The following is a 14,416-nucleotide window of genomic DNA, read 5'->3' as shown; positions in this document are numbered from 1 at the left end:
TCAGGTCACCTCCGGTGTGCTGCGGGCCCATCGCGGGACGTGTCGGCCGGGGGCTCCCGGCGTCGGGAGGCCAGTGGCCGGCGAGGCGGGAGCCGCCAGCAGCGACGCGGCCACGGCCAGATGCAGCAGATACGGCGAGGCGTCGCCCAGCCCCGCCTCGGTGTACGACGCGATGGCGCAGTAGCCGATCAGGAAGATCGCGCAGGCCCTCGACAGCGAGGGCGGCCGCAGCAGTGCGACGGCGCCCAGGACGACGACCATGCCCGCCACGAGCGCCACGCCGGTCACGCCCTGCTCGTGGTAGACGGCCAGCCAGCTGTTGTCGATCGGCAGCCCGCCGAACGACTTGTCGCCCAGGCCCGCGCCGAACAGGTACTCCGAAGTTGTCCGGGGAGCCGCCAGCAGGGCGTCCCAGACCTTGGCCCGCCCGGTGAGGCTGGTGAAGTTCTCCTCGCTCTGGCCGCGCAGGAACCAGGCGTGCAGCGCGGAGCCGAACACCACCGCCGCCAGCGCGGCGCACCCCACCGCCCAGGTGAAGAACCGCCGGGCGGCGGCGCTGGTCAGGACGAGCGAGCCGATCGCCAGGGCCAGCCCGACCAGCAGACCCAGCGTGGCGGTCCGGGTATGGGTCAGCATGAGCAGGACGAGTGCGGGCACGACGACCACCGCCGCACTGGTCCGGTCGGTCCGGTGGCCGAGCACGAGCAGCACCGTGAGGCCGATGACGACCGCGGCGTACTGTCCGATCTGCGGCGGGGTGAGCGGCCACAGGGCGCCGACCAGCCGCCCGCCGTACAGGTCGGGCAGGGCCGTGCCCGGTGAGACGACCGCGCCGGCGGCCACCGTCCCGAGGACCGCCACGTACGTCCGGATGTGGTGCCGGACGAACGTCGTGCCGCCGTCCCACCAGCGGCTGAGCAGCCACAGGGTGGCGAGGAAGAGCGCCAGCCGGGCGCAGCGGAACAACGCGCCGAACCCGGACTCCAGGCTCAGGCTGGAGAGCACGCTCGGCACCAGCAGCAGGGTGAGCAGGAGGAGGAAGGAACTCGCCCGCACGCGCAGCCGGAGGTTGACCACGAGCGCCAGCGCGAACGCGGCGGCCAGCGCGCCCATGGTGACCATCTGGATGAGGGAGCGGGGGAGCGGCACGATGGTCTCCGCCCCGGTGGAACCCAGCGTGTTGAGGACCAGCAGCCCCCAGACCGTCGCCACGGTCCTCGGCGTGGTGTGCTCGGCGGCCCTCTCAACCACCATCTCAACCACCGTCCCGAGCGCGGAAGGTACTGCCCTCGTCCTGCCGGTACGGCATGCCCTGCCACTGTCCGGAGTCGAGGGTGCGGCTCGGGTCGTGGGCGACGAACGTCCACGCGCCGACGTAGACGTTGTCGTACCAGCGGTTGTGCTGCTCGCCGGTGATCGCCTCCGCCACGCGCTCGCCCTGGTAGGGCGACCAGTCCGGGTAGGTGCCGTAGTTGGCCAGTACCGCCATCCGGTCGCAGAGCGTCGTGCAGTCGACGACGGACTTGTCCAGCACGAAGCGGTTGTCGTGGATGTCCACCCGCTGGGTCTTCCACCGGCAGTCGGCGTACAGCGGTGCGGTGGCGATGGCCGGCTGCGCGCACCGGTCGGTGTCCTTCACCAGGAGCGTGCACTCACCGGAGGAGGTGTTGGCCGGGCTGTTGCAGAACCGGTCGGCGTTCTCCCACAGGGTGATCCCGGACCAGTTGTTCTCCAGCGTGTTGCCGTAGATCTCGATCCTGTCCGTGCGGGCCCGGATCCGCGGTTCGCCGCCGGACTCGGACACGTAGACGGTCGCGAGCGGGAAGCTGTCGCCGCGGTCGGCGTAACGGCGGCCCTCGACCCAGTTGTTGCGCCGGATCGTGTTCTTGCGGACGACGGCGTTGTAGCTGGTCTCGTAGATCAGCGCGGCTCCGTCGTTGGCCTCCAGCACGTTGCCCTCGATGCGGAAGTCGTTGTTGTTGGTGTCCGCCCACAGTCCGGCTCCGCGGTTGTCGTGCACCCAGTTGCCGCGGACGTCGGCGCCGTCGACGGCCCAGAACTTGACGCCTCCGGTGCAGCCGCAGCCCGGCCGCCGCCGCTCCCAGTCGTCCCTGTTGTTGCCCGTGATCTCGTTGCCCTCGACCACCAGGCCGGTGATGCCGCCGCCGCCCTTGTACGCGTTCATGCCGTACTGGCCGTTGCCGCGCAGACAGCTGGCGCGGACCCGCTGGCGGGCCCCGGCCATCAGCCCGGCACCGGAGTTGTACTGGATCGTCGCGTGCTCGATCACCCACCCGTCGGCGGAGTCGTGGTTGACCACGCCCTCGTCGTGCGGCGCGACGAACCCCTGCACGGTCAGGTGGCGGATGGTCACGTCGCGGGCGGTGCCGCCGAACGCGTACTGGTTGGTCTTCCGGCCGTCCAGCACCGCGCCCGGCGCACCGAGATAGCGGTTCCCCTCCTTGGGGACGACCTGCGCGTAGCGGTCCGGCTGGAGCCGGTGGGTGCCCGGCCGCAGCCAGAACGTGGTGTTCGGGGGACTCTTCCTGGTCTTCGCGGCCAGATCGCCGGCGACCGCGGCGTCCACCGTCACCGCGCCCGCGGGCGCCTTCGCCGGTCCGGCGGCCGGCTCGGCGCACACGCGTGCCACCGACGCGGTCGGCGCGGCGGCCGGCTTCGGCCGAGCGCCCTGCGTGCTCTCACAGCCGGTCGCCGCCAGCAGGGCCAGTGCCAGCGGTGCGGCAGGCAACGCCCAGCGCCGCCACTTGATCCCCACGCGGCCCCCCTAGCCGTGGAACCTGAGTACGGTGGTGAACCCCTCGGCCCCGTCGGAGAAGCCGGTGCCGACGAGCGTCGTGGCGGGTTCCTTGCGCCCGAAACCGGCGGAGTACCAGCCCAGCGGCGGATCGGTCTCGCCGCGATGCGCCCGCCAGCTCAGCTCCCCGGGCAGGTCGAGCACGGCGGAGCGCTCCGCGCCGTCCCGGGTCCAGCTGAGGGCGGCCCGGCTCCCCGTCAGGTCCGCGGCGATCGCCGGACCCAGGTGAAAGGCCAGCCGCACGGACCGGCGCGGACCGCGCACCTCGTCGACCACCTTCAGCTCCCGGCTCGCGGCCGTCAGCTCCACCCGGCGGCGGTGCACGGACCGCTGGTATCCGTCGTGCTCGGCGCACCAGCGGGCCGTCCCCCCGTCCAGGGCCCCGGACGGGTCCGCGGCCAGCACCCGGCTGCGGGCGTGCCGGGTCCACAGGAACGGGCCGCCGGAGACGGACTGGTCGGCGTCGTCCAGTTGCAGGGTGTTGTGCCCGAGCGTCGACCGGAAGTACCGGCGCCACACGGGTTGCCCGTGGTAGCAGAACGTCCCGGGGTCGGCGAGCACGTCGACGCCGTCCTGCCGGACCTCCACGGACAGCGCGTCCGCGTGCGCGTGCGCGGCGATGGACAGGAAGCCGTGCGGACCGCCGTCGCAGCGGCACCAGATCCCGGCCGGTCCGCGCAGGACGGTGAGCCCCGCGTCGGCGAAATGGGCCGGCCGGCTCGCCGGGCGGGTCACCGGGAGTGCGGCTCGGTCCTTCGGGTACGGCCGGATGAGCGCGGCCAGCAGCGGGGTGCGTACGTCGGTTCCGGTCACGTCCGGCCACCATGCGCACCGCCCGAACACCGCGTCCCCGGTGGCCAGCAGCGAGCCCCAGCGGTCGGTGCCCGCGCCGTCCAGGACCAGCCCGTGGCCGTCGTCGGCGTCCCCCTGGCGCGGCGGCCGCAACCGGTCGTCGACGATCGCCGCGAGCGCGTCGGTCATCCGCAGCAGCACCAGCCGGAGCGTCGGCGGCACCGGCACGTCCGCGAGGTCCGCCTCCGCCAGTGCGGCCAGGCCGAGTTCCAGCACGAGCCCGTGGTACTCGGTGGCCAGCTCGCGGTTGAGGCCGGACAGGAAGGTGTTGCCCCGCAGGTGCCGGTCCAGGGACCGCAGCGCGTCGGCCTGCAGCCGCGCCGAGGAGGGGAACCACGCGAAGGCGCAGGACGCCGCGAACTGTCCGGCGGCCTCGGCGATCACGTGGTTGTTGGCCGAGGACCCCCGGCTGGGGAAGGCGGCCAGCCAGCGCTGGTGGTGCCAGATCTGGTTCAGCGCCACCGGGTTGCGCTCGAACAGCTCCGCCGCGCCCGGCCAGCCGTCGAGCAGCCGGCGGACCCACACCCACGACAGCAGCCGGATCCCCAGTTCGATACCGCTGGTCCAGTGCACCCCGTGCAGCGGCGCGTTCGCCGCCCACCACGACCGCAGATGGCCGGCCACGCGCTCCGCGTACCGCTCGTCGCCGGTGATCGCGTAGGCGGCGGCGAGCACGGTGAGGTACTGGTGCCGGGACAGCTCCCAGATCTGCTTGATGTCACCGACCACCTCCTCGTCCCGGTACGGCACCCCGAAGGCATAGCCCCAGGGAGCCCGGCGCCCGGTCTTCGGGTCGTACCACCAGTCCGGGTCGGCCAGGTCGTCGCGGACCACCCCGAAGTACTCGGCCTGCCCGGCCATCAGCCGGTCGGCCTCGGCGACGAGACGCTTCGCGGCGTCCGGCGGCACGGCGGCGACCGTCCCCGCGGGCAGGACCGCGGTGAACCGGGCGCCGGTCACGGTGGGGCAGTGCGGCGGCGCCGACCGCCAGCGCCGCCTGCGCAGGGCGTCGCCCGCCCGGCCGCCGACCTCCCGCGGCCCCATCCGGGACAGCCGCCGCAGGTACCAGCCCGGACTCCCCGACTTCACCGTCATCGCGCCGCCGCCAACGTGACCGGCGCGCCGCCGGCCAGACTGGTCTGTACGGCGAGGGTGGCCGTGGTGGTGGCCACCAGCGACTCCAGCGGCACCGGCATCGGCCGGCCGGTCCGCACGGCCCTGATGAACGCGGCCAGTTCGGCGTTCTGGCCCTTGTCCCGCGCCTTCGGCAACCGGGAACTCACCCACCGCTTCCGGCCGCTGTCGTAGACGGAGGCACGGACGAAGTCGTCGAGCCGCAGCGCCCGGCCGTCGGCGACCAGGTCCAGCGCCTCCTTGGGGAACCCGGCCGGGCCGGTGGTGAGGTAGCTGATGGTGGCGGTCGAGCCGCCCGGGTAGCCCAGCACCACCTGGAGGTCCTCGTTGCCGGGCGTCGCCGTCGCGTAGACCGACACCGGGTCGGCGTCGAGCAGCCGGCTCGCCGTGTCGATGAAGTGCCCGCCCTCACCGGCGAACCGCGAGCCCTGGGTGCCCTGCTGGAGGTACCAGCTGCCGTGCTCCAGCCGGCCCGCGTTGACCAGGTAGCGCAGGCTGGCCGGCCCGGTCCGCGCGCCGAACCGCTCCCGCGCCTCCAGGAGCAGCGGCGCGAACCGGCGGTTGAAGCCCACCTGCAGCCGGTCGTTGCCCGATTCCTCCACCGCCGCGAGCACCCCGGCCAACTCGTCCTCGGTCAGCGCCAGCGGCTTCTCCACGAACACCGCCTTGCCGGCCAGCAGCGCCCTGCGGGTCAGCTCGGCGTGCGAGCTGTGCCGGGTGACCACGAACACCGCGTCGACGGACGGGTCGTCGAGCACCGCGTCGAGTTCCGTGGTCGCCTGGGCGAAGCCGAACTTGCGCTGCGCGTTGGCCGCGGACAGCGCCGTCGTGGTGACGACCGTGGACAACTCGACGCCCTCGCGCCGCGCCAGGTGCGGCAGCAGCATCGACGTCGCGTAGTTCCCGGCGCCCACGAACGCCAGCCGCACCGGCGACTTGCCGGGCCGGCCCGGTGCGGGGGCCCCGCCACCGCGGCGCACCGCGGGCACGGTCATCTCCGGGGCCACCGCCTCCTCCGTGTGTCCGGGGTACCGGAACAGCACGGCCACGGCTTTGAGACCGCCGTCCTTCAGGCTCCGGTACGTCTCGACGGCGTCGTCGAAGTCGGCCGTGTGGGAGACCAGGGGCTCCACGTCGACGCGACCGCGGGCGACGAGATCGAGGAAGCACGCCAGGTTGCGGCGCTCGGTCCAGCGCACGTAGCCGATCGGGTAGTCGCGCCCCTCCAGTTCGTACTCCGGGTCGTAGCGGCCGGGACCGTACGAGCGGGAGAACCGGACGTCGAGCTCCTTCTCGTAGTACGCGTTCCAGGGCAGGTCCAGGCTGCACTTGCCGATGTCGACGACCCGGCCGCGGTCCCGGCTCAGCCGCGCGGCCAGCTCGACGGGCTCGTTGCTGCTCCCGCCCGCCGCCAGGTACACCTGGTCCACTCCGTGACCGCCGGTGAGTTCGGCGACGGCGTTCTCCACGGCCGGTGAGGAGGGATCGCCGCAGGCCGCCGCGCCCAGACGCTCGGCCAGTTCGCAGCGCACCGGGTCGGGGTCGGCCCCGACGACGCGCACCCCCGAAGCGGCCAGCAACTGCACCACCAGCTGACCGATCAGCCCCAGGCCGACGACCAGCGCCACCTCGCCGAGTTGCGGCTCCCCGCGGCGTACGCCCTGCAACGCGATCGATCCGACGGTGCCGAACGCGGCGTGCCGCGGCGCGAGACCGTCCGGCACCCGGGTGTAGAGGTTCTTCGGGACCCAGTTCACCTCGGCGTGCAGCGCGTGCTCGTTGCCCGCGCACGCCACCACGTCGCCCACGGACACGTCGTCGATCCCGGCGCCGACCTGCTCGACCACCCCGCACAGCGAGTAGCCGAGCGGCGTGTAGGAGTCCAGCTTGCCCATCACCTTGCGGTAGGTGGCGGGCACTCCGTTGGTGGCCACGCTCTGCACCACCTTGGCGACCTGGTCCGGCCGGGAGCGGGCCTTGCCGACCATCGACATGCCCGCCTCGGACACCTTCATCAGCTCGGTCCCGGTGGAGATCAGCGAGTAGGCGCTCCGCACCAGCACACCGCCCGGCTTGCACCCCGGCACCGGGACGTCGAGCAGCGTCAGCTCGCCGCTCTTGTAGTTCTGCACAACCTGTTTCACCGAAGTCCTCTTGTCTCTACGCCGTCGAGGGAGAGTGCTGGCCGGCCCCGGAGAGCGCGCCGCGATACCAGTACTCGAGGGTCAGCACGTGCCACAGATGCTTGGAGTAGTCCCGGTGCCCGGCGGCGTCCTCGGAGACCAGCCGGGCCAGCGCGTCGCGGCGCAGCAACCCGGCCCGGACCAGCTCGCCGTCGTGCACCACCTCGCGGACCAGCGGCGCCAGATCGCGGCTCATCCAGGCCCGCAGCGGAGCGCTGAACAGGCCCTTGGGCCGGTACACGATCTCCCGGGGCAGGACCGAGACGGCCGCCTCCTTGAGGACCGCCTTGCCCTGACGTCCGGCGATCTTGCGGTCACCGGGCACGGCGAAGGCCGCCTTGACCACCTCGACGTCCACGTACGGCACCCGCACCTCGGTCGACGCGGCCATGCTCGACCGGTCCGTGTACGCGAGGTTCAGACCCGGCAGGAACATCCGGGCGTCACCCAGGCACATCCGGTTGACGAAGTCGTCGAGGTCGTTGTCCTGATACACGTCGGCGTGCTCGGTCAGCACGTCCTCCACCGTCCCGGCCAGGTCGGGATCGACCAGGGCGAGCAGCTCGTCCCGGTCGTACATGGTGTAGCTGCGCCGGAACGCCGTCTCCTCGGGCAGTTCGGCGAAGGAGAGGAACCGCTTCGCGAAGCGCACCGACCGGTAGCCGCGACGCGCCGTGGCGACCGGCAGCCGGTCCACGGCCGCGGAAACGCCGCGCCGCAGGGGACGCGGGACACGCTGGTAGCGCAGCGCGAGCAGGTTGGCCAGGTGCTTGCGGTACCCGGCGAACAGCTCGTCGGCGCCCATCCCCGAGAGCATCACCTTGACCCCGGCCTCCCGGGCGGCCTCGCAGATCAGGAACGTGTTGATCGCCGCGGGATCGCCGATCGGCTCGTCCAGGTGGTACGTCATCCGCGGCAGCAGGTCGAGCACGTCGGGGGCGATCTCGATCTCGCGCAGGTCGACGCCGAACCGTTCGGCCACCCGCCGGGCGTGACGCAGGTCGTCGGGCATCGCCTCGAACCTGGCGTCCTCGGCGCGGAACCCGATCGTGTACGCGGAGATCCCGGGCCGGTCGCGGGCGGCCAGCGCGGTCAGGTAGCTGGAGTCCAGCCCGCCGGAGAGGAAGGTCGCCACGGGCACGTCGGAGAGCAGGTGGAGCCGGGTCGACTCCTCGACGACGGCCGCGACATCCGGCCGTTCGCCGCTCAGCGCCCGCTCCCGGCCCTCGGCCGCGACGTCCTTCAGGTTCCAGTACCGGCCGCGCTCCACCCGGCCGTCGGGCCGGCACCGCAGCCAGCTCCCCGGCGGCAGCTTCTCCGCCCCGCGCAACGCGCAGCGCGAGTCCGGCACCCAGTAGTACAGCAGCGAGGCGACCAGCGCCCCGTGGTCCACCTTCAGCGACCCGCCGGTCACGGCGGCGAGCGCCTTCAGCTCGGAGGCGAACACCAGGCCCTCGCCGCGCCGGAGCAGGAACAGCGGCTTGACGCCGAGCTGGTCGCGGGCGAGGACCAGGTCACCGGTCCGCTCGTCGAAGATCCCGAACGCGAACATGCCGCGCAGCCTGGGCAGGCAGTCGGTGCCCCAGCGCCGCCACGCCTCCAGCAGCACCTCGGTGTCGGACGTACCGCGAAAGCGCACCCCGGAGGCGGCCAGCTCGGTGCGCAGCTCCGGCGCGTTGTACAGCTCGCCGTTGTACGTCAGGACGAGGCCCCCCGAGACCATCGGCTGGGCGCCCGTCTCCGTCAGGTCGATGATCGCCAGCCGGCGGTGCCCCAGGTGCACCTCGCCCTCACCGACGGGGTGGCTGTAGCGGCCCGCCCCGTCCGGGCCGCGGTGGGCGAGGACGTCGGTGAGCCGGTCGGCCACGGCCTTCCCGTCCGGCCATCGGTAGGTGCCTGCGATGCCACACATGTCCTATCGCCCCTCCTGGTCGCTGTCCGGGACCTGTGCGGCCCGCATCGGCAGCCGCTCCGTCCGCGGACGTTCGGTCCCGTTCCGCCGGGCCGGCCGATCGCCGCGGCCGCGCAGCGCGTGGGCCTGCCCGTCCCACAGCGTGCCGTCGGTCCGGTCCCGTGGATCGGGGTCGATCAGCACCACACCGATCACCGGGACGCGCTGGTCGGCGAGGTGCCGTGCCACGGTGTGCAGCCAGGCGGCACTGCCGTGCCCGGCACGGACGACGAGCACCGTACGGCTGCCGAGGTGCGGCAGATCGGTCCACGCCGTGCCCGGCGCCACCGAGCCGACGCAGAGCCGGAGCTCCTCCTCCGGCCCGGCCGCGGCGGTGCCTTCGCCGCCGATCACGGTCGGGTCTCCCGGCTTCGGGCGGCGCCGGGATAGCGGGAGGCCGGGCAGGGCGTCGACGACGACCACCGACTCCCGTCCGTCCCGCTCCGACAGTGCCGCCGCGAGGTCGAGGGCGATCACGCCCGCAGTGCGCGCGCCCCCCAGTTCCAGCAGCGACAGCGGTTCCGCGGAGCCGCGTACGGTGCGGGCCAGGGACGTGGCGAGCCGTGCGCGCGCCGCCCGGATCCGTCGGCGCCGCCACAGCCTCGGCGACCCGGGGCGGGGCAGCTCCGCGATGACCGAGGCCCCGAGGTGCGCCGCGATCTCCCGCCGCAGCACGGGGCGGTCCGCCACCAGGGAGCCGACCGCCGCGGCCACGAGCCCGAGGACCAGCCCGAGGACGAGTCCGATCCCGGCGTTGGTGACAGCGGTCCTGGGCAGGGAGTGCCGCACCGCGCGGGGGGCGTCCACGATCTGTGTGCCGGAGACGACCCCGGGGGTGCCGGTACGCGCCTCCGCGGCCCGCTGGTCGAAGTCGGCGACGCGTGAACTGAGTTCGGCCCGGCGGGCGAAGAGCGTTTCGAGGCTCGCCGACGCCTTCGGGTCGCTCTCCGGTGACCGGTCTCCGATCGCCTCGTTGACCTCGGCGAGTTCGTTTCGCGTGCGCTCTCGCTGTTCGAGCAGGGCCTTGGACTCGGCGTCCGCGGTCGCGCGCATCCGACGGACATGGTCCGCGACGAACGCGTCGGCCAGCGCCTTTGCCCGGGCCACGGCCCCAGCGTCGCTGTCGCCGGACACGGTGATCTCGAGCAGGTTGTTGGTCAGGCCGGTGCCCCGGTAGTCCGCCATGAAGTCCTCCGGTTTCTCCGGGGACTCGAGGGCGCGCAGGGCCGCTTCGGCTATCCGCGTCGTCCTCAGCAGCTCGACGTCGGTGCGGATCAGCGTTCCGGTGTCGTTCGGCTGGTCCTCCTTGTGGGCGACCAGCACCTTCGTCACCGCGGTCGGTGGCGGCGGCAGCAGGACCGCGAGCGCCCCGCCGGTCACCAGCCCCAGCATCGCCAGGGAGCACCAGAGGCGTCGGCGCCTGCGCACCGCCGCCACCAGCGGCTGCAGGTCCAGCAGCGGAGCGGGGGCCGGAGAGTCCGCTGTCCTGTCCGTCGTCACGCCGAACCTCCCCTCGCGTCGTCGCCGACCGCGACCGCCGGCGCCGGGTGACGCGGCGGGCGCGCGGCCACCCGGGCCCGGGGGGCCAGGACGGTGGTGGCGACGACGACACCGACGACCTCATGCCCGGCGTCCGCACAGGCTTCGGCGAGGCCGACCAGCTCGCCCGCGGTCAGAGTGCCCGCGCCGAGCACGACCAGGGCACCGGACTCGGCGTCGCGGTCAGGCACCATCGGCCGGTCCACCGAGACCTCCGCCACCCGCAGCAGCGCATCGCCCCCGGCCTCCGCCACGAGTTGCCGGGCGGCCCGGCGGGCGGTGTCGTCGCCCTCCGGTACGACCACCAGCAGCCGCCGTGGGGCCGGCAGCCGGTCCCGGAGGCGAGCGCGCACCCGCCGGTAGCGGATCCGCCTGCCCTCCTCGTCGCCGGACGTCTGCGGGGGCGGCGTGTCCCAGGGCGTGTCGATGCCCAGCAGGCCGCTGATCCGGGCCCCTCGGCCACGGCCTTCCGGTCGGGGCGCCGGCCGCTCACCGGGTACGTCGACGGTACCCAGCAGCGCCGAGCCGAACGCCCCGGCGATCTCCTGGCCGGAGCGTGGCCGGCGATTCATCCGCGCGGTGACGAGATGGCCGACGACCGCGAGCAGGAGGAACAGCAGTGCCCCGCCCACGACGAGGTGCACCCGCGTCGGCGGGGCCTCGCCGGTCGGCCGGGCCGCCGGCCCCATGACGACCAGGTTGGCCCCGCCCGTCGCCCCGTCGGCCTGCTCCAGCTTGTTCATGGCGTCCGCCAGCGTGGTGCGCAGCTTCGCCAGTTCGGTGCGGGCCTGCACGCTCTCCACGGTCCGCCCGGGGTCGGCCGAGTCGGCCAGCTCGGTGATGCGGCGGTTGGTCCGCACGACCTGCTGCCGCAGCGCCTCGGACTCCGTGGCCGCGTCGGAACCGGTGTGGTCGCCCGCGATCCGCGCGGCGAAGGAGACGAACTGCTGGGCCACCTCGTCGGAGAGCCGCTGCGCGCGCCCGGGGCTGTCGGCCGTACCCGAGATCTTGATGATGTTCCCGTCGGTGGCCTCGGCGCCCACCTGGTCCCGCAGGTCTATGCCGTCCACGCCGTTCCAGTGGAGCGCGGCGGCCGCGCGGTCGACCACCTCCGAACTGGTCGCGATCTCCGCCTGGGTGAGCAGCTCGCGCTGCTCCCACTGCCCGGGCAGGAGGACGGATGCCGACGTCGTGTATCCCGGCGGGAACAGCAAGGAGGCGCCGAAGCCGACGAGTGCGCCCACCACGGCGAGGACGGCGAAGAGCCGCCGACGCCTGCGCAGCATCCGCCCGATGGTGACCAGACGTATGGTGTCATCGCTCAACGGTGCGGCTCCCGCCCTGTACTGACGAGCCGGCCGGCGGCACCGGAGTGCGGCCGTCGCAGGCGGCGGCGTAGGCGGCGAGCAGCGACCGCTGGGAGTTCCGCCAGGAGAGCTCCCCACCGATCCGCTCCTGGCCGAGCTTGCCCATCCGCTCCCGCCGCTCCGGGTCATCGAGGAGCAGCGCGATGAGCCCGGCGAACTCTGCCTCGTCGTTGGCGGGCGCGTAGACGGCCGCGTCGCCCGCGGAGACCCTCGCCTCCCGGAGGTCGAACGAGACGATCGGCCGGCCCATCACCATGTACTCCAGGACCTTGTTCATCGTCGACACGTCGTTGAGCGGATTGCGCGGGTCGGGGGAGAGGCACACGTCCGCGGTGGACAGGTAGCGCACCAGGTCGGCGTCCGGAATGCGCCCGGTGAACTGCACCTGCTCCGCGAGCCCGAGCCGCCGGGACAGCTCCACCATCTCCTCGAAGGTGTCACCGGCGCCGACGAACACCGCGTGCCAGTCGGTCCGCCCGAGGTCGTCGCGCAGCCTCGCGAGGGACCGCAAGGCGTAGTCGACGCCGTCCTGCGGTCCCATGACGCCGAGGTAGCACAGCAGATGCGGCTTGCCTCGCTTCAACTCCGGCTCGGGCGGCACCGGGTGGAACCGGTCGACGTCGGGAGCGCTGCGGACCACGAAGACGTCCGCCGGACGCCGGCCGCCACGGCGCACCGCGACGTCCCGGTAGCTCTCGTTGGTGGCGATCACGACGTCCGCGGCCCGGTAGGTGAGCCGCTCCAGGGCGCGCACACCGCGGTAGAGCAGGTCCTCACCGCGGCCGAACCGGGACAGGTACAGCTCGGGTACCAGGTCGTGCTGGTCGAAGACGAACCGCGCGCCGCGCCGCTTCATCCACAACGCGGGCAGGAACAGCAGGTCGGGCGGGTTGCAGGCATGGACCACGTGGACCGGGCCGACCTTCCGGGCCAGCCGGACCGTGTGCCAGAGCGCCGCCCCGTACTCCCGCAGATAGCCGGCCGGTCCTCCGGTGGCGGCGCGCAACGGGTAGCGGTGGATCCGCACCCCGTCGATCTCCGCCTCCGGCTCCGTGTCCCGCTTCGTTCCCCGCGGACAGATGACGTGCACCGTCCAGCCCGCGTCGCGCAGCGTCGTGCACTCCTGCCACACCCGCCGGTCGAACGGGACCGACAGGTTCTCCACCAGGATCAGCGCGCGCCGTTCCGGCCGGGCGCCGCCCTTCGCGTCATTCGACGCCGTGTCACCAAGCAAGGCCCATGTACCCCGGTTCGGCCCGGCGCGCCTCGGCGTCGGGAAGGTGGACGAGATCGACGATCACGGGGCCGCCGGCGCCACGGGGCAGTGCCGACAGCACCGCCGGGTCCCTGGTCCCGACCACACACACCTCCGCGTGTTCGAGCACCTCCTCGACGGAATCCGCGAGCAGCTGCGCGAGGTGCGGCAGCCGCGTCTCGATGTACTCGCGGTTCGCGCCGAGCAGCCGGGACAGGCTCACGTTGGCGTCGTGGATCCGCAGGTCGTACCCCTTGCCGAAGAGCCGCTCCGCCAGCTCGACCAGCGGGCTCTCGCGGAGGTCGTCGGTGCCGGGCTTGAAGGACAGCCCGAGCAGGCCCGCCCGGCGTTTGCCGGTGCGCTCGACCAGCTCCACAGCGCGCTGCAGATGGTCGGAGTTGGAGGGCAGCACGTGGGAGAGGATGGGCACCGAGACGTCGGCCCGCTGCGCCGCGTGGACCAGGCTGCGCAGGTCCTTGGGCAGGCAGGAACCACCGAAGGCGAAGCCGGGCCGCAGATAGGCGGGGCTGATGTTCAGCTTGCGGTCGGCCAGGAACACGTCCATCACCTGGTGCGAGTCCACGCCCAGCGCCTGGCACACAGCGCCCAGCTCGTTCGCGAAGCCGATCTTGAGGCCGTGGAACGCGTTGTCGGCGTACTTGATCGCCTCCGCCGTCGGGATCGGCACCCGGAACACCTCGCCGGGCAGGCCGTGGTACAGCTCCATCACCGCCTCGCCACTGGCGGGATCCAGCTCGCCGATGACGGTCTTCGGCGGGTCGAAGAAGTCCCGCACGCTCGTGCCCTCGCGCAGGAACTCCGGGTTGACCGCGACCCCGATGTCCACGCCGGCCGTGCCGCCGACGGCCTTCTCCAGGATCGGCACCAGCAGGTTGAGGCAGGTGCCGGGGAGCATGGTGCTGCGGAACACGACGGTGTGCCGCCCGCCCTTGTCGGCCAGTGCGGCGCCGATCTGCTCGGTGACCCGCTCCAAGTACGTGGTGCACAGGCTGCCGTTGGGCTCCGACGGGGTGCCCACGCAGACCAGCGACACCTCGCTGTGCATGACGGCCTCGTGGACGTCGACGGTGGCACGTAACGCGCCGCTCCGCGTGACCTCGGCGATCAGCTCGCCGATCCGCTCCTCGACCACCGGGGCCTTGCCGTCGTTGACCAGGTCGACCTTCACCTGGTTCACGTCCACCCCGATGACCTCGTGGCCGATACTGGCCAGGCACGCGGCCGACACACAGCCCACGTAGCCGAGCCCGAAGACGCTGACTCTCATGACGCGTTCCTCCCCCCAGGCAGGCCCACCGG

General features: G+C 73.1%; 9 protein-coding genes. All 9 read right to left on the bottom strand.

The features are described from left to right. Genes ACFW01_RS19380 through ACFW01_RS19340 form a run of 9 tightly spaced genes read right to left on the bottom strand, consistent with a single transcriptional unit; the run spans position 1 to position 14,384 of the window. Positions 1-1,254 (bottom strand): O-antigen ligase domain-containing protein, encoded by a 1,254-nt coding sequence (locus ACFW01_RS19380; protein WP_384504916.1) that lies wholly within the window; start codon positions 1,252-1,254, stop codon positions 1-3. 1 nt (position 1,255) lies between these two features. Beyond that, a complete protein-coding gene (locus ACFW01_RS19375; protein ID WP_384504913.1) occupies positions 1,256-2,776 on the bottom strand; it encodes a right-handed parallel beta-helix repeat-containing protein in 1,521 nt (506 codons plus the stop codon). A 9-nt stretch (positions 2,777-2,785) separates the two neighbouring features. Continuing rightward, positions 2,786-4,762, bottom strand: a complete 1,977-nt coding sequence (locus ACFW01_RS19370; RefSeq protein WP_384504910.1) for an alginate lyase family protein — start codon at positions 4,760-4,762, stop codon at positions 2,786-2,788. Continuing rightward, a complete protein-coding gene (locus ACFW01_RS19365; RefSeq protein ID WP_384504908.1) occupies positions 4,759-6,945 on the bottom strand; it encodes a bi-domain-containing oxidoreductase in 2,187 nt (728 codons plus the stop codon). Before ACFW01_RS19365 ends, ACFW01_RS19370 begins: the two co-directional genes overlap by 4 nt. A 16-nt stretch (positions 6,946-6,961) precedes the next feature. Next, the gene (gene asnB, locus ACFW01_RS19360) at positions 6,962-8,896 is read right to left on the bottom strand and encodes an asparagine synthase (glutamine-hydrolyzing) (protein ID WP_384504906.1); all 1,935 of its coding nucleotides are present in this window, start codon (positions 8,894-8,896) and stop codon (positions 6,962-6,964) included. Between the two features lie 3 nt (positions 8,897-8,899). Beyond that, positions 8,900-10,435 carry a Wzz/FepE/Etk N-terminal domain-containing protein gene (locus ACFW01_RS19355; RefSeq protein ID WP_384504903.1) on the bottom strand — a complete coding sequence of 512 codons (1,536 nt, stop codon included), beginning with the start codon at positions 10,433-10,435 and terminating at the stop codon, positions 8,900-8,902. Next, positions 10,432-11,799, bottom strand: coding sequence for a Wzz/FepE/Etk N-terminal domain-containing protein (locus ACFW01_RS19350; protein ID WP_384504900.1), 1,368 nt, complete (start codon positions 11,797-11,799; stop codon positions 10,432-10,434). Before ACFW01_RS19350 ends, ACFW01_RS19355 begins: the two co-directional genes overlap by 4 nt. Beyond that, the gene (locus ACFW01_RS19345; RefSeq protein WP_384504897.1) at positions 11,789-13,075 is read right to left on the bottom strand and encodes a glycosyltransferase family 4 protein; all 1,287 of its coding nucleotides are present in this window, start codon (positions 13,073-13,075) and stop codon (positions 11,789-11,791) included. The genes ACFW01_RS19350 and ACFW01_RS19345 overlap by 11 nt, the downstream gene beginning before the upstream one ends. Continuing rightward, the gene (locus ACFW01_RS19340; RefSeq protein WP_234957712.1) at positions 13,065-14,384 is read right to left on the bottom strand and encodes a nucleotide sugar dehydrogenase; all 1,320 of its coding nucleotides are present in this window, start codon (positions 14,382-14,384) and stop codon (positions 13,065-13,067) included. The genes ACFW01_RS19345 and ACFW01_RS19340 overlap by 11 nt, the downstream gene beginning before the upstream one ends. Positions 14,385-14,416: the final 32 nt, after the last annotated feature.

Source organism: Streptomyces sp. NPDC058985, assembly GCF_042740985.1.
GTDB lineage: Bacteria > Actinomycetota > Actinomycetes > Streptomycetales > Streptomycetaceae > Streptomyces.
This window is presented reverse-complemented; position numbering and strand designations above follow the sequence as displayed.